Here is a 16210-nt window from a genome sequence, read left to right as displayed (position 1 = left end):
TCGCGCTTGGCGTGCTCGCGAGCGCCCGGTGGATGGGGCCACCGAGGGTTTTGCCCCCGCGGAGCCCACCGGTGGAAACAATTGTTTCCAGACGGCGATTGCAGGCGCTGATGACGAAGAACGCGTTCGGCATCAGCCACGCCAGGCGCCATCGCTTGCGCCTGCGCGCTACCTCGGCGATCTTCTGCCGGTGTCAGCCGGGGATCGTCTCGATGCGTTCGCGGTTGAGCAGGTACCGGGGCAGGTAGGGCTGCTCGGTCTCGAACGGGAACTCGTAGTCGTACGCCAGACACGCCATGGCCAGCGGGCCGAGCGCCACCTGGGCACGGGGCGCCGCCGAGTCGCGCCAGTACGTTTTGTGGTGGTCGAGGGCTTCGGCCAGTGCTTCGGCGAAGGCGTCGCGGTCGCGGGTGATCAGGCGGTGGAAGAGGGCGGCCGGCTGATAGTCGATCAGGTCGACGAAGTCCTTCGGGGCGTGGGTCAGAGACCGGGGCGCGGATGCCTCCATGGTGGCGATCAGCTTGTCGACGGTGTCGTTGATGGGGCGGTCGGAGCAGTAGGTCTGCAGGGTGTCGATCCAGTGCAGGACGTATGCGTCGACGGAGTCGTCGCGCTGCAGTGCCTCCAGCGGTACCTGGCACAGCCGGTTGACCCGGTCCGGCTGACGGCACACGACCGCGACGTAGAAGGCATCGAGCCATCTGCGGGCATCGGCGGGCGGCTCGGCGGGGAGGGCAGGCAGCTGCCGCACGAGGTCCTCGTCCAACCAGCACTCCTGCGGCTGCGCGCCGCAGAACAGCGCGGAGCCGAGCTGCACGGCCAGGGCCCAGGGACCCCAGGTGTCGACGTGCGCTGCGCTGGGATCGGCCGCGCAGCGGGCGTGACCGAGTGCGAGGGCGGCGGCGAAGGCGTCCGGCAGTCCGGCGGGGTCCCGGATGAGGGCCGCGATGGACGTGGCTGTGGTGTGCCTGAGTTCGGCGAGGTCCGGCGCCTTTGCGGTGGCGCCGGAGACGAGCCGCCCGGCACGGCCGCAGCAGCGGAGGCAGTATCCAGGCGAATCGCCCGGACACATCACTGAGACTTAGCGCTTCAGATGGCCCCTTAGCGGTTGAGTTGACCCGCCCGAGCGTCGGGGTTGGCCACGAAGGCCAGCCGTGGTGGCGGAGCTCCAGCATTGATCTCACGGGGCAGGCGTCTGCCTACCTGGGGCGGCAGGCACTGAGAGTGCGGAACGTGAGCTCTTGTCCGTTTCGTAGTTGAGGTTGGGGAAGGATCGCTGGTCGCGGGCGGGGGACGGCCCTCACGCGCCGGGGCGGGCGAACAAGCCGGGTTCGGGTTCGAGGAGGATGCCCCGGCTGACCAGGCGCTTCAGCTTGGACCGGATGCCTTCGGTGTTCTTCGGGAGAATCGGCAGGTCGAGGGCCTGGCAGAGGTCGCGGGCGCGCATCGGTCGGCCCGTGTCGGCCAGGGCGGTGAGGATCTGCTGGTAGGCGGGGTACTCCGGTATATCGGGGCGGTCCGGCTCGGCGGCGGGTGGGGACAGGGGGAGAGCGAGGAGGGTCTTGTGGGTGATGCGCAGGTTCTCGCTCTCCGCGTCGATCTCGCCGAGCTGCCCGGTGAGTTCCTCGATGCGGGCCCTCAACTGCTCAGCCTGGTCAGACAGTTCGCGCTCTCGGTCCTCGATGTGTACCAGAATGGCCTTGACCTGCACGTTCTCGCTCATGCGGTCCTCCAGGAGGCGATGGTGCGACCGGTGAGGCGGCGGCTCATCACGGAGGTCATCGCCCAAAGGACGCGGGAGCGGGAGGAGGCGGGCCGATGTTCGTAGTCACGCACGAGACGGCGGTAGAACATCAAGATCCCGTTCGTCTGCTCCACGATCCACCGCTTGGCCTGCGGGATGAAGCCCTTGTCGGCCGGGTTGCGCTCGACGATCTCCACGTCGATGCCCAGGTTCTTGCCGTGATCGGCGACTTTCTTCTTGAAGCCCTGGCCGACCAGGGCCTTGGTCACCGTGTCGCACTGCCCGGCGACACTGTCCAGCAGGGCGATGCCGGCGGCGTTCTCGTGGGCGCAGGCAGGCAGGACGACGCAGTCGATGACGAGGCCCAAAACGTCTACGGCCAGGCATCTCTTCCTGCCCGGCACCTTTTTCGCCGCGTCCTTGCCGGTCGTGGTGGCCGGCACCCCGACGGACGCGTGAACGCTCTGCGTGTCCAGGATTATCAGGCTCGGGTCGGCTAACCGCCGCTTCTTCTCCCGCAGTTGCCATCGCAGCAGATCATGGATGGTCTGATCGGTGCCGTCGTCGCGCCACTTGTAGAAGTAGTACTTCACCGCGCCGGCAGGCGGCAGGTCGTGGGGCAGCAGGTCCCACTGGCAGCCGCTGCGGTTCTGGTACAGGACCGCGTTCACGATCTCCCGCATCGTGTATTTGCCCCGGTGGCCACTGGCCGAGGGATGCCCGGCCTTCCACGCTGTGATCACGGGCTCGATCAGGGCCCACTGTTCGTCACAGACGTCACTCGAGTACGGCATGCGATCACTCATCCCGTCACCCAAGCGAACCCCGAACGTTTGACCGGCAACGATGCCTCAACATCACCCCATCGAGCGATGACAAGCAGGACGGAAGATCACGTACCGCACTCTTACGTTCTCAGGCGACACCTGCTACCGGGACGAAACCCCCGGAACGGATGGAACCCGTACACCACTTCCCCGGACGCAACCGTCGCCAACTCCTGGAACCGTCCGCCGAAACCGGTACCGTGGCTTCACCACGAACTCACGGGTCCATCCCCGTGACAGCGGTTGGAGCTGGACAGGGGTGCCGGCCGAGACTTCGGCAACGGCGACACCCTCGTGGTCGGTTTGTAGCATGCCAACAAGCTCCGGCCGGCGGTCCGGCGGCACCGCCGGAGGCCGTCTCGGTGGACAGCCGGTGGACGGACGCCTTCGGACGGTGCAACATGGGGTAGCAGGGGTTAACCTGCTGCACATGCTCTGATCAGGCAAGACGGCACGGGACGGCACCACGCAACACGATCCCTGCTGGTCTCGTAATGCGTAGGTCTCGGGTTCGAATCCCGAAAGCGGCTCCAAGGTAAACCCCAGGTCAGGCCTCTGACCTGGGGTTTTCTCGTTTCGTTGACCATGGGAATCGGGAAAATCGGGCACCTGGACTCTGCGCATCGCAATGCGTAGGTCGCGGGTTCGCTGGCGTCATTCATTCGCTGCGCAGCCCTGTGACCTGCGGCTTTGCCGATGATGGCGAGTCGGTTCACTCGGTCTCGGAGGGTCTCGGTGGACGACTGGTGGACAAGCGTGCATTGGTGGTGCAGATGGGAGTGCTGGGTGGCTGGGTGGCCTGCTGGCAGGGCTGTCCGTAAATGACAAGGATGGGCCCGCGGGGTGCACCCTCTGCCCGGCATCCGCATCTCACGCGTACGGCAAGTTGGTCGTGTCGATCCCCGCTTGGCCGTCCTGTACCCGACCGCAACGACGCTGACGGCGTTTGGACGCGAACCTGGTCGGCAGTGCGGTGACGTCAGTGACTGGTGTCTGGATCCGGCGACGGGTCAATACCGGAACAGATCAGCGTGTTCAGCAAGGATGTTGACGCACCATCGGGCAAATGTCGCACTTGGCGCGGGGCCGGGTCCGGACGGCAAGGGGGATCGCCCTCACGCTTCCTCGAAGGGAAGTGGCCACGATTGCAGGGGTTGCCTTGAGCGAGCGGGGCTCGTCTTTTCCGTCGGGTCGGAGAATCCCCGATGATCCCTCGGTCGGGTCCGTGGCCCGGGAGTGCAACCCGTCGGCTTCCGGCAAAGGGCAACGACGGCGGGGACTGCGGTGGTCGACCGTGCGCCCCGCTAGGGCTTGTCCGCCGGACAGGCCCTAGGACGCGACCGGCTCGGGTCGGTAGGCGTGGTCGATGTTGTCCTCGACCCACGAGCGGAGCTGGTTGAGGGGGATCGCGGCGCTCTGGCCGAGCGGGGTGAGGGAGTACTCGACGTGCAGTGGGACGGCGGGGTAGACGGTGCGGTCGAGGATGCCGAAGTCTTCCAGGCGGCGCAGAGTCTGGGTCAGCACCTTGGGGCTGACGCCCTGGAGCTTGCGCTGGAGTTCGCCGAAGCGCTGGGGGCCGTCTTCGAGGGCGCCGATGGCCAGGGCGGACCACTTGTTGGCGAGTAGGTCGAGCAGGGTGCGGCAGGGGCACTGGGCGGCGTAGACGTCGTGGTGCGAGTGCCGGCCGCTGGGGCACGTGGTCGTCATGCTCACTCTCCTCACCAGGTCACTTCCCGATGGGAAGTACTGGACCTTGAAGGTAACTATACCCACGGGGATAGCGTCGTCGACGTCGAGGGAGGGCCGCCAACGGCCCTCCACAGAGTGCTCTTTCAGGAGATGACGCATGTCCGCAGACATGATGCGCGCGGTGGTCCAGGACACCTTCGGCGGCCCGGAGGTGCTGCGGGTCGAGCAGGTGCGGCGCCCGGTGCCGCTGCCGACCGAGGTGCTGGTCCGGGTGCATGCGGCCGGAATCAACCCGGTGGACTGGAAGACCCGCGGCGGCACCGGCATGGCGGGCCTGCTGGGTGAGCCGCCGTTCACCCTGGGCTGGGACGTGTCGGGTGTGGTGGAGGAGGTCGGCTTCGGTGTGACCACGCTGAAGGCCGGTGACGAGGTGTACGGGATGCCGTGGTTCCCGCGCGTCGCGAACGGCTACTCGGAGTTCGTGACCGCGCCGGCTCGCCAGTGGGCACGCAAGCCGGCCACCCTCGACCACGTACATGCGGCTGCCGTGCCGCTGGCGGCGCTGACCGCCTGGCAGGCCGTGGTCGACACCGCCCACGTGCAGGCCGGGCAGCGCGTCCTGGTCACGGCCGCGGCCGGCGGTGTGGGCCACTTCGCGGTCCAGTTCGCCCGCCACCTGGGCGCCCACGTGATCGCCACCGCCAGCGCCGCCCGCCACCCCTGGCTCAAGGAACTCGGCGCCAACGAGAGCATCGACTACACCACCACCCGCTTCGAGGACGCCGTCGCGGACGTCGACGTCGTCATCGACCTGGTGGGCGACGCTCACGACCAGACGAGTACCCGATCGCTGAAGGTCCTGCGCCCGGGCGGCCTGCTGGTCGCGATCCCGGCCGGCGTCTCCCCGGAGCTGGCCCAGGCCGCCGAGGCGGCCGGTGCGCGGGTCACCCCGTTCCTGGTCGAGCCGGACGGCGCCGCACTGACGGCGATCGCCGGCCTGATCGACGCCGGCGAGGTCACCGTCGAGGTGGAGGAGACCTTCCCGCTGGAGCAGGCCGGTGCGGCCCACGCCCGCGGCGAGGCCGGTCGCACCCGCGGCAAGCTCGTCCTGATTGTCACCAACTGACCACCATCGCAAGAGAGTTGGACTAGCAGCATGTACTACGAGATCCGCCGCTACCAGGCGCAGCCCGGACGTCGCGAGGAGTGGGTGCGGTACATGGAGGACGTGGTCATCCCGTTCCAGGCCTCGCTGGGCATGGACGTGACCGCCTCCTTCGTCGACGCCCAGGACGAGGACGGCTACGTGTGGATCCGCCGGTTCGAGGACGAGGCCCAGAGCGAGGCCCTGTACGCGGCGGTCTACCAGCACGACCGCTGGAAGAACGAGATCGGGCCGGTCGTCTACGGCCTGCTGATCCCCGAGAAGTCCGTCGTCACCCGCGTCACCCCAACCCCCGCCTCACCGTTGCGGTGACCCGGCCCTCACCGCTGCAGCGCCACCAGCACCGCCCAGTCCCGAAGGAAACCCGTCATGACCACTGACACGCTCCAGAAGTCAGCCCCAGCCGCCACGATCACCCAGGCCGCCGCCGGCGCACTCATCGCGGCGGTGCACACCGCCGCCGCCCGGATCGGCTTCACGGCAGCCGTCGCCGTCACTGACCACGGCGGACACCTGATGGCCTTCGACCGTGCCGACGGCGCGCCCTTCCTCGCCACCGAGGTCGCGCTCGACAAGGCCTGGACCGCGGCCTCCTTCCACACCCCGACCCACGTGTGGAACGACTACCTCGCCAACCCGCGCGTCGCGCCGCTGGCCGGCCACCCGCGCCTGATGGCCGTCGGCGGGGGCTATCCGATCACCGAGAACGGCCAGTGCATCGGAGGTATCGGCATCTCGGGCGGCACGTACGAGCAGGACCAGCAGGCCGCCGTGGAGGCCCTGACCGCCCTCGGGTTCGAGCTGCCCGCTCACTGACTGACCACCGGAGTGTCGGTCTGGCCGGCGCCGACCGGCCAGACCGACACGTGCACGATCTGGACCCATGTCACCTCGCTGCGGTCCTCGGGCGGCAATCCACCACCAGATCGGCACCCGCCGACTGCCGATCCATCCGGTCCAGGTGCGTCGACACGTCGAATGCACACTCCCTAATCTGGACGGTGTCCAGATTGATGGTTCTGCACCTCCGCCTTCCCCGAGAAAGGCACCGCCGTGACCACCACACCGACAGTGAAGACCCCGCCCGCGAGCAAGGACAGGGCCACGGGAAAGGGCAACCCCCGGCTCAACTGGACCTTCATGACCGTGCTCTCACTCGCCGTCGCGGGTTACTTCGTCGGCCAGTACGCGACCGCCGGCCTGCAGACGCTCGGCGCCCAGCGCGTCGGACTGGCGAACAACTACGCCCACCGCGCACTGCCGATCCAGATCGCCTTCTACCTGCACATCGTCTTCGCCGGCCTGGCCCTTTCCGTGGGGCCGTTCCAGTTCGTCCGCGCGATCCGCCGACGGTGGCCCGCCATCCACCGCTGGACCGGGCGCACCTACGTCGTCGCCATCGCGTTCGGCTCGGTCGCAGCGTTCGTGATGTCGTTCGTCAGCGAGGCCGGGCTGGTGGGCTTCTTCGGCTTCGGCAGTCTGGCGGTGCTGTGGGCGTGGACCACCTACCGCGGCTACCGCGCGATCCGCGGACACGACGTGGCCGAGCACCGGGCGTGGATGATCCGCAGCTTCGCCCTGACCTTCGCCGCCCCCACCCTGCGACTCTGGCTCGGCCTACTCATCGGCATCCAGGCCCTGATCGGCAGCCATGCGACGGACCAGCAGATGTTCGACAACGCCTACGCCGCCGTCCCGTTCCTGTGCTGGCTGCCCAACATCGTCATAGCCGAGCTCATGATCCGTCGCCGCAACCTGCCGGGTCTGCGCTTCACCCCCTCGGCCGGACAGCGGCGCTCCCAGGTCCAAGCCGCGCCCGTCTCGGAATGAGCTGCTGGCCCGCGGTGAACGTCCGTGCCAGGATCGACGACATGGCCACTCGTTCGACGCGCACCCGCTCCAGCTACCACCACGGAGACCTCCGGGCCGCGCTCGTCGGGGCCGGGGCCGAACTGGCCCGCACGGGCGGGCCCGAAGCGATCGTGCTGCGGGAGGTCACCCGGATCGTGGGCGTGGCGCCCAACGCGGTCTACACACACTTCGGAACGCTGGCCGAGTTGAAGTCCGCGGTCGCCCAGCACGCCCTGCGCGCGATGGCCGCCGCCATGCTGTCGCACCTCGCACAGGTCGACGAGCCCGCCGACGCACGCGAGGCGGCCGAGGTCCACCTGCGCGAAGTCGGCCGCGCCTATGTGCACTTCGCGCTCGACCAGCCCGGCCTGTTCCGGATCGCCATGGACGGCAACCCCGACGGGGTCGGCACCCCGGGACTCGGCGAGAAGCAGTCGGACTCCGCGAGCGAGGACCACCCGAAGCCGGACACACTGCTCATTGCAGCCCTGCGACGCCTGACCGAGGCGGGCCTGCTTCCGGCCGAGGAGACGGACGCGGCCGTCATGGCCAGCTGGGCGACCGTCCACGGCCTGGCCACCATCCTGCTCAACCTGCAGCCGTCCAGGTCCGTCGCCGAGCGCGAGGCCGCCGTGGACGCAGGCCTGCACTACCTGCTGCAGGGTCTCACCAGCCGCGCCTGACGCCGGTGAGGTTCCGACTTGTATGGCTGTAGCGGAACGCGGTCGGGTTGGCCGCGCCAGTCAGCCGGAGGCCGCCACCTGGGCGGTGAGGGTCCGTAGGATCCGCATCGCCTCGCGGTGGTCCTCGGGTGACAGTCCCATGGCGTCACCGATGGCTACGGGGACGGCGCGGGCCCGGACCCGCAGGTCGCCGCCTTCGTCGGTGAGGCTGACGAGGACCGTGCGCTCGTCGTCGGGGCGGCGCTCGCGGCGGGCCAGGCCGGCGGCCTCCAGGCGCTTGATCAGTGGAGTCAGGGTGCCGTAGTCGAGTTGGAGGGCGGCACCGATCTCCTTGATCGGAACGCTGCCGTACTCCCAGAGCACCAGCAGGACCAGGTACTGCGGATACGTCAGGCCGAGGTCGTCCAGGAGCGGGCGGTACCGCTGGGTCACCGCGCGCGAGGCCGCGTACAGCGCGAAGCACAGCTGGTCGTCCAGCAGCAGCGAGTACTCCTGGCCGTCGCGTGCGCCCCGGCTTCCGGACATCGGCACCCCTTCCAGTGATTCCACTGGTCGAGCCTACGGTCTCGAACGGGCAGTTTCAATGTGGGCGATTAGATTGTGCACAATGTAATCGTGCAATAGGTTTCTTTCTCGGCGGCGCCACGCACGGGCCGCCGATCTGGCAGTGCGTCACATCATCTCTGTGTGTGAGGAGTCAGCCATGTCCGACAACATCCCGGCCGCGCCGGTCCTGGAGCAGGCCGCCGCCGCGTTCGCCGCGGCGACGGCGGAGCCGCCGTTCCTGTTCGACCTCGGTCCGGTGGAGGGCCGCAAGGCCGTGCACGAGGTGCAGTCCGGGGAGATCACCAAGCCCGCGGTCGACGAGGAGTGGGTCACCGTGCCCGGCGGGCCGACCGGGTCGGTGCGGACCCGGATCGTCCGTCCCGCCGGAGCCACCGGCGCGCTGCCGGTCATCCTCTACGTCCACGGCGCGGGCTGGGTGTTCGGCAACGCCCACACGCACGACCGCCTGGTGGGCGAGCTGGCCGTCGGTGCCGGCGCGGCGGTGGTGTTCCCGGAGTACGACCTGTCCCCGGAGTCCCGCTACCCGGTGGCCGTCGAGCAGGTCTTCGCCACCGCCCGATGGATCGTCACCGACGGCGCGACCAACGGCCTGGACGCCGGCCGGATCGCCGTCGCGGGTGACTCGGTGGGCGGCAACATGGCCATCGCGCTGACGCTGATGGCCAAGGAGCGCGGCGGCGTCCCGCTGGTTCAGCAAGTCCTGTTCTACCCGGTCACCGACGCGGCGTTCGACACGGGTTCCTACCGGCAGTTCGCCACCGGCTACTTCCTGCGCCGGGACGCCATGCAGTGGTTCTGGGACCAGTACACCACCGACCCGGCCGAGCGCGCCCGGATCACCGCCAGCCCGCTGCGCGCCACCATCGAGGAACTCAAGGACCTGCCCCCGGCACTGGTCGTCACCGCGGAGGCCGACGTGCTGCGCGACGAGGGCGAGGCCTACGCCAACAAGCTCCGCGAGGCCGGCGTCCCGGTCATCGCGACCCGCTACCAGGGCATCATCCACGACTTCGTCATGCTCAACGCCCTGCGCGGCACCCAGGCCGCCGAGGCAGCGATCACCCAAGCCGTCACGGTGCTGCGCCGCGCCTTCGAGGGGGGCTGAGCCCACCCGCCGGTCCTGGGCATGCTGGATCACCGCGTGCCCAGGACCGGCCGCTTGATCACACGTCAGATTTCCGTTGGCCGCCGGTGGCTTGTCCCGGCGCAAACCGGGCTGCGATGTTCGCGCTGCCCGGATCGGACGCACCGGGGCCGGCCCCGCTCTCTCCTCAACCCAGCATCGCGCGTTCCGCGCAGATTGGTTGAACCGTGTCGATAGCCACGCTGATGACCAGCGCTGCCGGCAACCCTCCACCGCCCCGCCGCCGAGCCGGACCGCCCCGATATACCGGAGCACCCCGCCTACCAGCAGATCCTCACCGCCCTGGCCGACACGGGCCGACCGATGCGCGCCCGCGACCTCTGCCAGGCCCTCGACCTGCCGATTCTCCCGAAGAACACCGAAGGCATCCGGTCCAAGCTGAAGCGCCTGGTCAGCCGGGGCATCCTCCTCGAACCCGAACCCGGCTTGTTCGCCCGCCCCGGCGCGTGAGGGCCGTCCCCCGCCCGCGACCAGCGATCCTTCCCCAACCTCAACTACGAAACGGCCAAGAGCTCACGTTCCGCACTCTGATGATCGTGGGCAGGCATACCGACACGCAAAGAGTATGGAGCCTGGACGTGCACGCTCCATGCCTTCTGCCGACCTCGGCGTCGGGGTCGGGGTCGATAGTGGGGTGCTGCTCACGGCAACCATCGCACTGGGGTCACTCGGTGGATGTGGATGAGCACGTCGAATGCATCGGCAAGGGAAGCAACGGCGAGGTGCTCGTCGGCGTCGCGGGACGGGTCGTAGACGCCGCTGATAACGCGCGCCTTCGCCGGTCCGTCCCATCGGCGACGCACCGCTTCGCGGCGCAGATCCAGCCAGTGGGCGGGCAGATCCGTCTCGCCGAGCCTCGCGTCGATCAGATCTCCGGCCGGCTCCGGGACCACGGCGACACCGAGGTCTCCGTGATGGAATCCGATCGCCACGGAGACGTACTGCGCGCCGTACCACTTGCGCAGCAGACTGCCTTCGCTGGGCTGGGGACCACGCTCGGGAGCCAGCGGGCTGGTCACCGCGGTTGCCGAAGTGTGACCGATCCCATCCCAGTAGACCACCCGCAGACCGGTCCGACGCTGGTAATCGCCGATGGCACCAGCCCATACGGCGACATCGTCCGTGGACAACCCTTGCCCGGCGACGCTGCGTTCGTGGAAGTCGACGATCATACGCATCCGCGCCAGGATGCCGTCGGCGTGGTCGGCGTCGAGCAACGACCGGATCAGCGCGAGCGCGTCGCGGGCATGCTCGGCGAACGGGCGCCCCGGGTGAATTCCCTGGGCGCGCTGCACATGCTCCGCGGTGTGGTGAGCTGTCCGGATCGGTGCCAGGTGAGACGCCACCTCCGCCAGCCGTTCCGGGGCCGATCCGCGTACGTGATCCAGGACGGCGTCGTAGTCCTCGGGTTGCGCCTGCACGGGGTTCACGCCGAAGATCCGGATGGGGTCGTTCGGGTGCTCCTGGTTGAACGCCCGGATCCACTCCAATGCCGCGGCCATCTCGACGGTGCGCCAGGGACGCCAGGCGCTGTCGAGGGCGGACGCGGCATCACCTTCGCCTGCGTGCACGTACCTGTTGAGGCCAGCGGCGACGCTGACGCTGTCCTGTATGGCCAGCGCCCGGAACCCGTGTCGCTGGACCAGCCTGCGGAAGAGTTGGTCCCGTACCCCGAAGGTTTCCCGGGAGAATCGCGTGGACTCCCCGATGCCGACGATCGTTGTCGCGGCGGCGATCCTCTCGGCAAGCTCATCGAGCGCGGCGTCGGACAGTGGGCCGACGTCGGCTTGCTGCGGATCGGTCAACCCGGTGTGGGAAGGAAAGGAGCCACGGGGAGCGGCGGTGTCGTTGTTCATGCCTCCCAGGCTCCTACCTAAAGTCCAGTTGAGGTCAAGGAGATTGGTGTGGTCGGGCCTCCGGGTTGGCCCGCGGGGTGTCGGCCGTCACGCCTGTCTGGGGTCAACCATGACGCTCAGCCGGGCCAACTCAACCGCTGAGGGGCCATCTGAAGCGCTAAGTCTCAATCACCCGCCCGGCGTACGACGCTCCGCGCTGCGGCCGGGCAGGACCGGCAGGAGGCGGCCTGGCCGCCTGGGGCCGTGCTGTCCCGGCGCTGGATCGTAGAGCGTCGCGGATCATGTGGGTCTGCCGCAACGTCAGGGACTACGAGTGGTTTCCCAGCATTCCGAGGCCCACCCCCGGCCGCCAGCTCTGCCTGACCTTCGCACCCAGTCGGCCTCAGGCATGGCCGTTGTCGGTGGCGTCCAGGAGGTGCGGGCCCCGACGGGAGTCCGTCGGCTCGTGCAGGTCAGGACGCTCGGCACTCGTGGAGTTGGTCGGCGAGTGCGAGGTCTGGCCACAGCAAAGCGTCGGCCTCGGCAGTGGCTTCGGCCGTGAGGCTCTGGACGGCCGCGGTCAGGGGCCCGGAGAGGGTTCCGGCCTGGATATAGAAGCATTCGGTGTTCCAGCGTTCGGCCGTGATGGCGGCATCGGGTCGTCGCAGGATGCGCAGGGCACGCAGGAACATGAGGGAGTTCAAGGGCGCGGGCTCGGATCTCGGGTCGGGGGCGCTGTGGCCGGGGCGGGATTCGCCGGCGTCGAGAGCGGAAGCCTGGTAGGCCCAGTGGCGGGCGTGACGCAGCTCGCCGCGGGTGATGTAGAGAAGGTGCAGGCATTCGGCCGAGGCCGGTTTGCCGGCGCCTGCGGCGAACTGCCACAGGAACTCGGCCTGCTCATCGCGGTCAGCCAGGTACAGCAGGCAGGCGAAGGTCATGGCGCCGTCGGGGTCGATCTGGTGTGTGGTGGCGAGACCGGTGATGTGCTGTGCAGCGTGCGGGCCGCGGATGGTCCAGGCGGACAGGGCCCGCAACTGGCGGGCTGCCCGTTCGCGGCGAGACGTCGGCGCCGACTGCCCTCCGTAGGGGGGCAGGAGGGGAGCAGGCTGGGGGCAGCCGCCCCATGCAAAGCCGCGGCGTACCGCGTCGGTGAAGCCTTCCTCCAGCTTTCGGCGGGATGCCCTTTCCTCTTCCCCGTCGGGGTCGTCGTCGGGGAAGACGTGGGCATCGTGCTTCGGTAATGCCCATGATGCCGGCGGTTTTGGCGGTGCTGCAGTCGAGGACGTAGTGCAGCACCATGACGTCGAACTGCCGTCCTGGCAGGCGGGCGATTGCCGGATACAGTCCGACGCTGCTTTCCATGGCGGCGAATTCGTCCCGGGCGCCTTCCAGGACTGCGCGGGCGACCCGATGAAAGACGGCCGTCTCGGCCATGGCGGAGTCCCGGCGCTGGGCGATGAGGACGTCGTCGACGGTCTCTTTGAGATGGGCCCAGGCGCTGGCGGCGGGGCCGGCCTCTTCCATCAGGCGGGGCCAGCCCTGCAGGAGACTGAGGAATACGGTGTGGACGACCCGTCCGGCGAGCCGTTCGTCGCCGAGGTGGAGTTCGGCGTACTTGCGGTAGGCCCGCTTGAAGCGGTCATGGAAACCCCAGAAAGCTACCGGGATCCGCGGGGATTCGCGCACGTCTGGCGCCGGCGCCGTCCAGTGTGTCCTTGCCTCGTTCTCGGCCATGTCTCTTCCTCCTCGCCGGTCGCGCGAGGCAGCAGCAATTCCAGGTGCCGGTGGGGCGGGTGGTCGGTGGGCCGGTGGTCAGCCAGTGAGGCAGCCCCCACCCGGACGCCTGCCGCCAGCCCCAGCCTGGCCAGACGCACGGCGTCGGAGGCGAAGACGCGCACAGCGGTGGCTATGACCAGCGCGCCGGTGAGTAGATTGGACAAGAGTGTTTCCTTCCCTTCGTCGGCACTGCCCCGCCCCCACCCCCTGGGGCCTCAACTGGACTGTGTGCCGCAGGACTTCGCTACCCTCGGGGAACAGCTAACCGGCCGGGGGTAGCCAAACGTGGAGGCCGCCTCGGAGGAATTTCAGGTCGGCCGCAACGGCAGCACTCACGCCGCATCCCCTACCAGCCAGTAGACTCACAGCGACAACCCGAACACTTCCCGTGACCAGTGCTTTTCGCTTCACAAATACCCCGTGCACCTCCGGTACCCCTAAAGTGCGCGACCTCCGGTGATCTGCATCACATGGCGTCAGGGCGCGACCGGCTCGACGCCCCCGCGCGTCGCTCTCAGCTCCAGATGCTCGCTGCGGCCGGATCGAGCTGCGGAGGGAGAGGGCTTCCTCGTCCCGTAAGCGTACGGCGGTGGCGAGCATGTCGTCGTTGGAGACCTTCCTGCCGCCGATCGCCTTGCCGTTGGTGCGGGCGGTTCCTGGCCTTCGAGGGTCTTGTCGCGGATGTAGGCCCGGTTCTCGTATTGCTACAGACGGCCACAGATGCCACTTGGCCGTAGCTATGCGAGAACAGGGCCTACAGGAGCTTCAGCTGCCGGCGTCGGTCACGAAGCTGGCGGCGTCGATCTTCGCCAGTTCCTTCACCAGCTGCTCCTGGCTGATGCCCTGCTCCTTGGCAGCTTCGATCTGCTCGCTGGTGGGGACGGGGTCGACGGTGGGCGGCGTGTCGGGGGTGTGAGGGTGGGTGCGGCCGGTGTAAGAGCCGCTGTGCAGCAGCACGCTGGAGCGGCTGACCAGGGTGCTGTTGCCACGGATAGGCAGCAGTTCGTGAGTGTCGGACCACAAGGCGCCAGCGTGGTTCGTGGGCACGTTGTAGGTGACGGCGACGATGCGATTCCGGAAGGTCTGCACGCTGTACCGGCGCGTGTAGCCCAGTTCAATGGAGGTACTGATCGAGGTCTCCAGGCTGGCGGAGGCGCCCATACCCATGAAGCTGGCGCCGGCTTCCACCCCGGTGGTGACACCAACGGTGATGCCGGTGGCCTCGGTCTGGTCGCGCTGAAAGTCGCCGATCAGTTGGCGCATGCGGCCGGGGAGCGGGTCGCCATCCATGATCGCGAAACGTCGCCACTGGTGGCGCATGCCTGCTCTGCGTCGCCTTGGTGGAGCTGCGCGAGGGCGAGGCGTGCGGTGGTGTTCGCGCGGTTGCGGCGGTAGGAGGCAGGGAACGCGGAGAGTGCCCGGTACGAGGCGGCCTCGGCCTCGGCGGGGTATCCGGCGACGTCTTGGACGATCGCTGTGAGGGAGTGCAGCTCAGCCGGGCCATAGAAGGCGATCCAGGACGGCTGCGGATCGGTTATGTCGGCCTTGCCAGGGCGTCTTCAGCGCGGCCGAGGGAGCGCAGGGCTTCGCGCCGGTCGCCGTTGTGGGCGAGGCCGAACCAGGTCGAGCGGTGGTTCGGCCTGCTGACCGACAAACTCATCCGCCGCGGCGTCCACACCTCCGTGAAGGCCCTGGAAGACGACATCACCGCGTGGATCGACACCTGGAACGAGGAACCGCAGCCCTTCACCTGGACGAAAACCGCCGACGAGATCCTCAATTCCCTCGCCGACTACCTGGCCAAAGTCACAACCACCGACACCGCCAGGGGCTTCCCGCTTCATAAGGCGGGAAGCTAACGCTTGCTCGCGGCTACCGCGACGATGCCGCTCAGGGCGGCACAACGGCGAGTACAGGAAAGTGTTCAACCGCTGGAATTCGCTGGCGGCTCCGGAGTTCATGAAGTATCCGCCCAGTCCACGGGCGAGCAGAACCACCGCCAGGCCGTACATGCCCACCAACCGCAGCCAGTCCGGGCCGATCCCCGGGATGGACTCGTTGACCATGAGGGTGAGCACGGCGCCACCGATCAGCGCCAGACCCACCAGAATGGTGCTCGGTGCCGGCGGCATCACGTCATCATCGGTGCCACCAATTGTCTTGGTAAACGTCACTACATCTTTGAACGGCCAGGGGGAGAACGCCCAGATGAAGTGCAACACACCGATTACCATGAGGACAATCGCTAACACTATAGGGACCACAGTGCGGACAATATCCAGTGCCTCCAACTCAGTGCCAAAGCGTGTGCGGCAACAGCACTCCCCCACATGCAGTTGGCCGTAAAGACTCATCTCTCGCGGCACGCGGCGGGGCGCATTCATTTTCTGTTGTAAAGGTAATCACGGGCTGGCTTCGTGTGCATGATGTTACGCGGCCCGGGTGAGGGACACGCGGGTGCGGGGTGCGAGGTGGATCACGTCGGCGCCTCGCAGCAAGTCGGCGCGCATATATGCAAGTTGATTCGAGCCAGCGGGGGCGGTGAAGCCGCGCCAGCCACTCGCAGCGCGGTCGAGGACGGTGAAGGCCAGAAAGACGCACGAGGTCTCGCCGGGGAAGCGGCCGATGAAGTTGACGCGGCGGTGGGTCTCGCCAAAGGTCCGCCCGATGAAGTTGGAGTGCCGGTTTCGCTTGTGGTTCCCGATGACCCCGGCGCACCCAATCCACGGTTATTGACAATGACTCCACAACCAAGCAGAAATAACACTCAGGAATTAAGGCGCAGAACACTAGTGTCCTGGGTCAGAGATTCTTGGGTGGTTCCGCCCCGACGCGCGTGATCCTCCAGCCTTCGCCCAAGACTGCCTGCATCCGGCGTCAGGAGCGGGCCCGCGGCCGATAGCGGCGAACGAAGCGCCATCCGCAAACA

General features: G+C 68.1%; 16 protein-coding genes and 2 pseudogenes. 8 read left to right on the top strand and 10 right to left on the bottom strand.

Translation table 11 applies throughout. The features are described 5' to 3' along the window. Window positions 1–193: 193 nt before the first annotated feature. From SNA_RS13500 to SNA_RS13485, 4 genes are all read right to left on the bottom strand, one after another. Complete coding sequence (locus SNA_RS13500; RefSeq protein ID WP_051877513.1) at window positions 194–1072, bottom strand: immunity 49 family protein; 879 nt, start codon at window positions 1070–1072, stop codon at window positions 194–196. Between the two features lie 228 nt (window positions 1073–1300). Next, the gene (locus SNA_RS13495) at window positions 1301–1723 is read right to left on the bottom strand and encodes a hypothetical protein (RefSeq protein WP_052808905.1); all 423 of its coding nucleotides are present in this window, start codon (window positions 1721–1723) and stop codon (window positions 1301–1303) included. Further along, window positions 1720–2550, bottom strand: coding sequence for an IS5 family transposase (locus tag SNA_RS13490; protein ID WP_030063099.1), 831 nt, complete (start codon window positions 2548–2550; stop codon window positions 1720–1722). Before SNA_RS13490 ends, SNA_RS13495 begins: the two co-directional genes overlap by 4 nt. Window positions 2551–3900: 1350 nt before the next feature. Further along, window positions 3901–4278 (bottom strand): winged helix-turn-helix transcriptional regulator, encoded by a 378-nt coding sequence (locus SNA_RS13485; protein WP_030063100.1) that lies wholly within the window; start codon window positions 4276–4278, stop codon window positions 3901–3903. Between the two features lie 139 nt (window positions 4279–4417). On the opposite strand from SNA_RS13485, the gene SNA_RS13480 reads away from it, so the two are divergent. The 5 genes from SNA_RS13480 (at window position 4418) to SNA_RS13460 (ending at window position 7959) form a co-directional block, all read left to right on the top strand. Beyond that, a complete protein-coding gene (locus tag SNA_RS13480; protein ID WP_044365142.1) occupies window positions 4418–5386 on the top strand; it encodes an NADP-dependent oxidoreductase in 969 nt (322 codons plus the stop codon). Window positions 5387–5416: 30 nt separating this feature from the next. Beyond that, window positions 5417–5737: an NIPSNAP family protein gene (locus tag SNA_RS13475; RefSeq protein WP_030063103.1), complete on the top strand. Its 321-nt coding sequence runs from the start codon at window positions 5417–5419 to the stop codon at window positions 5735–5737. A 57-nt stretch (window positions 5738–5794) separates the two neighbouring features. Further along, on the top strand, window positions 5795–6241 hold the full coding sequence (locus SNA_RS13470) for a GlcG/HbpS family heme-binding protein (protein WP_030063104.1): 447 nt from the start codon (window positions 5795–5797) through the stop codon (window positions 6239–6241). Window positions 6242–6478: 237 nt separating this feature from the next. Continuing rightward, the gene (locus SNA_RS13465; RefSeq protein ID WP_063752399.1) at window positions 6479–7255 is read left to right on the top strand and encodes a DUF2306 domain-containing protein; all 777 of its coding nucleotides are present in this window, start codon (window positions 6479–6481) and stop codon (window positions 7253–7255) included. 41 nt (window positions 7256–7296) lie between these two features. Then, window positions 7297–7959, top strand: coding sequence for a TetR/AcrR family transcriptional regulator (locus SNA_RS13460; RefSeq protein WP_030063106.1), 663 nt, complete (start codon window positions 7297–7299; stop codon window positions 7957–7959). Window positions 7960–8019: 60 nt separating this feature from the next. On the opposite strand, the gene SNA_RS13455 is transcribed toward SNA_RS13460, so the two are convergent. Next, complete coding sequence (locus SNA_RS13455; protein WP_198535030.1) at window positions 8020–8484, bottom strand: MarR family winged helix-turn-helix transcriptional regulator; 465 nt, start codon at window positions 8482–8484, stop codon at window positions 8020–8022. Window positions 8485–8662: 178 nt separating this feature from the next. On the opposite strand from SNA_RS13455, the gene SNA_RS13450 reads away from it, so the two are divergent. Together SNA_RS13450 and SNA_RS13445 are read left to right on the top strand one after the other, a co-directional pair. Further along, a complete protein-coding gene (locus tag SNA_RS13450) occupies window positions 8663–9631 on the top strand; it encodes an alpha/beta hydrolase (protein ID WP_030063107.1) in 969 nt (322 codons plus the stop codon). A 342-nt stretch (window positions 9632–9973) separates the two neighbouring features. After that, on the top strand, window positions 9974–10120 hold the full coding sequence (locus tag SNA_RS13445; protein ID WP_198535029.1) for a hypothetical protein: 147 nt from the start codon (window positions 9974–9976) through the stop codon (window positions 10118–10120). Window positions 10121–10311: 191 nt separating this feature from the next. On the opposite strand, the gene SNA_RS13440 is transcribed toward SNA_RS13445, so the two are convergent. The 4 genes from SNA_RS13440 to SNA_RS43185 all read right to left on the bottom strand — a co-directional run bounded on the left by SNA_RS13440 (window position 10312) and on the right by SNA_RS43185 (window position 14601). Continuing rightward, window positions 10312–11526, bottom strand: a complete 1215-nt coding sequence (locus SNA_RS13440) for an erythromycin esterase family protein (RefSeq protein ID WP_044365135.1) — start codon at window positions 11524–11526, stop codon at window positions 10312–10314. A 452-nt stretch (window positions 11527–11978) separates the two neighbouring features. Beyond that, the gene (locus tag SNA_RS38275; protein WP_420823475.1) at window positions 11979–12443 is read right to left on the bottom strand and encodes a hypothetical protein; all 465 of its coding nucleotides are present in this window, start codon (window positions 12441–12443) and stop codon (window positions 11979–11981) included. Continuing rightward, window positions 12412–12867 carry a sigma factor-like helix-turn-helix DNA-binding protein gene (locus tag SNA_RS45160; protein ID WP_420823481.1) on the bottom strand — a complete coding sequence of 152 codons (456 nt, stop codon included), beginning with the start codon at window positions 12865–12867 and terminating at the stop codon, window positions 12412–12414. The genes SNA_RS38275 and SNA_RS45160 overlap by 32 nt, the downstream gene beginning before the upstream one ends. A 1179-nt stretch (window positions 12868–14046) precedes the next feature. After that, a complete protein-coding gene (locus SNA_RS43185; protein WP_030062783.1) occupies window positions 14047–14601 on the bottom strand; it encodes a hypothetical protein in 555 nt (184 codons plus the stop codon). Window positions 14602–14897: 296 nt separating this feature from the next. Here SNA_RS43185 and SNA_RS43785 point away from each other — a divergent pair. Further along, window positions 14898–15140, top strand: a pseudogene (locus tag SNA_RS43785) (hypothetical protein); the annotation flags it as partial. Window positions 15141–15239: 99 nt separating this feature from the next. Here the strand turns inward: SNA_RS43785 and SNA_RS43780 are convergent. Further along, window positions 15240–15515, bottom strand: a pseudogene (locus SNA_RS43780) (DUF3995 domain-containing protein); the annotation flags it as partial. Between the last annotated feature and the right edge of the window lie 695 nt (window positions 15516–16210).

Origin of the sequence: Streptomyces natalensis ATCC 27448 (assembly GCF_000935125.1) — a bacterium.
Lineage (GTDB): Bacteria > Actinomycetota > Actinomycetes > Streptomycetales > Streptomycetaceae > Streptomyces > Streptomyces natalensis.
Note: the sequence above shows the minus strand (reverse complement) of the source record. Positions and strands in the feature narration are given on the sequence as shown.

What these genes read in the sequence shown, in the direction of transcription:
- SNA_RS13500 (WP_051877513.1), bottom strand. Translation starts at nt 1,072, where the DNA reads ATGTGTCCGGGCGATTCGCCTGGATACTGCCTCCGCTGCTGCGGCCGT.
- SNA_RS13495 (WP_052808905.1), bottom strand. Translation starts at nt 1,723, where the DNA reads ATGAGCGAGAACGTGCAGGTCAAGGCCATTCTGGTACACATCGAGGAC.
- SNA_RS13490 (WP_030063099.1), bottom strand. Translation starts at nt 2,550, where the DNA reads ATGAGTGATCGCATGCCGTACTCGAGTGACGTCTGTGACGAACAGTGG.
- SNA_RS13485 (WP_030063100.1), bottom strand. Translation starts at nt 4,278, where the DNA reads ATGACGACCACGTGCCCCAGCGGCCGGCACTCGCACCACGACGTCTAC.
- SNA_RS13480 (WP_044365142.1), top strand. Translation starts at nt 4,418, where the DNA reads ATGTCCGCAGACATGATGCGCGCGGTGGTCCAGGACACCTTCGGCGGC.
- SNA_RS13475 (WP_030063103.1), top strand. Translation starts at nt 5,417, where the DNA reads ATGTACTACGAGATCCGCCGCTACCAGGCGCAGCCCGGACGTCGCGAG.
- SNA_RS13470 (WP_030063104.1), top strand. Translation starts at nt 5,795, where the DNA reads ATGACCACTGACACGCTCCAGAAGTCAGCCCCAGCCGCCACGATCACC.
- SNA_RS13460 (WP_030063106.1), top strand. Translation starts at nt 7,297, where the DNA reads ATGGCCACTCGTTCGACGCGCACCCGCTCCAGCTACCACCACGGAGAC.
- SNA_RS13455 (WP_198535030.1), bottom strand. Translation starts at nt 8,484, where the DNA reads ATGTCCGGAAGCCGGGGCGCACGCGACGGCCAGGAGTACTCGCTGCTG.
- SNA_RS13450 (WP_030063107.1), top strand. Translation starts at nt 8,663, where the DNA reads ATGTCCGACAACATCCCGGCCGCGCCGGTCCTGGAGCAGGCCGCCGCC.
- SNA_RS13445 (WP_198535029.1), top strand. Translation starts at nt 9,974, where the DNA reads ATGCGCGCCCGCGACCTCTGCCAGGCCCTCGACCTGCCGATTCTCCCG.
- SNA_RS13440 (WP_044365135.1), bottom strand. Translation starts at nt 11,526, where the DNA reads ATGAACAACGACACCGCCGCTCCCCGTGGCTCCTTTCCTTCCCACACC.
- SNA_RS38275 (WP_420823475.1), bottom strand. Translation starts at nt 12,443, where the DNA reads ATGACCTTCGCCTGCCTGCTGTACCTGGCTGACCGCGATGAGCAGGCC.
- SNA_RS45160 (WP_420823481.1), bottom strand. Translation starts at nt 12,867, where the DNA reads ATGGAAAGCAGCGTCGGACTGTATCCGGCAATCGCCCGCCTGCCAGGA.
- SNA_RS43185 (WP_030062783.1), bottom strand. Translation starts at nt 14,601, where the DNA reads ATGCGCCACCAGTGGCGACGTTTCGCGATCATGGATGGCGACCCGCTC.